Here is a 1,092-nt window from a genome sequence, read left to right as displayed (position 1 = left end):
TAGCCGGGCGAGCGCTCGAGCGCATCGCAAACCGCCACGACAAGGCGGCCGCCCGGCCGAAGCACGCGCTGCATCTCGCGCAACGCGGCAACACGATCGTCGAAGAACATCAAGCCGAACTGGCTCACGACGGCATCGAATTCCGCGTCGGCGAAGGGCAGCGATTCGGCGCAGCCGCGGTGCCATTCGATGTCCGGATGCTTTCGCTGAGCCACCGCCAGCATCTCGGGGTTCGAATCGAGCCCGAGCGCCGCGCCACCCGGCGAGACGCGCTCGGCCACCGCGACGGTCAGGGCGCCGGTGCCACACGCGACGTCGAGCACGCGTTGGCCCGCCGTGATCTTCGCGGCGTCGCATACCACAGGGCCCCAGTGCCTGAACAGCGCAGGGACGAACTGGTCGTCGTACACGTCGGCCGGAGACCGCACGGCCCCTTCGATTCGCGCACTCATGGCATGCTCCTTCCGTGAAACGCAGCACCCATAGCATCAAGCCAGCCACGAACGCGGACCATGACCAAAAGTCCGGATCGCATGCTGCGGCGTCCGGCTCTGACGTCATGTCCGACGTGCTGCGGTGCGTGCGGCTGACCGGCTCGATGCTGTTTCTGGTCGACGCGCATCCCCCATGGATGTCCTGGGCGCCGCAGACCGAAGTGTTTCGCCGGATCGTGCTACCGGCTTCTCAGCACTTGATCTCGTACCACATCGTCACGCATGGTGGTTGCTGGGCCGGACTACGCGATGCGACTCCCGAGCGCTTCGAAACGGGCGACGTGCTGGTCGTTCCGCATGGCGACGCCTACTACCTGGCCGATCCGCCTGGCACTGAGGCCGCCTATGGCCCCGAGGAGGCCGTGATGTTCTTCCGCAGCATGGCTTCCGGCGAACTGCCTTCGATCGTCAGCGAAGGTGGCAATGGAGCCGACGGCACACAGTTCATCTGTGGCTTCCTCGGTTGCGACCTGAGGCCTTGCAACCCGGTGCTCGACGCGTTGCCCGCAATGATCCATTTGCGGCCCGCAACCCAGTCGAATTTGACTTCGCTCTGTGCGTGTTGCGCGAGCCATCGTCCGGCTGCCAGGCGGTGCTG

The 1,092-nt window shown here is 65.8% G+C and carries 2 protein-coding genes; one reads left to right on the top strand and one right to left on the bottom strand.

All coding sequences use genetic code 11. From position 1 onward, the window contains the following. The coding region (locus tag QTI24_RS31450) for a methyltransferase domain-containing protein (RefSeq protein WP_286605863.1) at positions 1-452 on the bottom strand (452 nt) is incomplete at its 3' end. A gap of 107 nt (positions 453-559) precedes the next feature. Here QTI24_RS31450 and QTI24_RS31445 point away from each other — a divergent pair. After that, positions 560-1,092, top strand: a 533-nt coding sequence (locus QTI24_RS31445; protein WP_286605861.1) for a cupin domain-containing protein, incomplete at its 3' end; no start/stop codon positions are given.

The sequence above is a fragment of the Variovorax sp. J22P240 genome (genome assembly GCF_030316855.1).
In the GTDB taxonomy this organism is placed as follows: Bacteria; Pseudomonadota; Gammaproteobacteria; order Burkholderiales; family Burkholderiaceae_C; genus Variovorax.
Note: the sequence above shows the minus strand (reverse complement) of the source record. Positions and strands in the feature narration are given on the sequence as shown.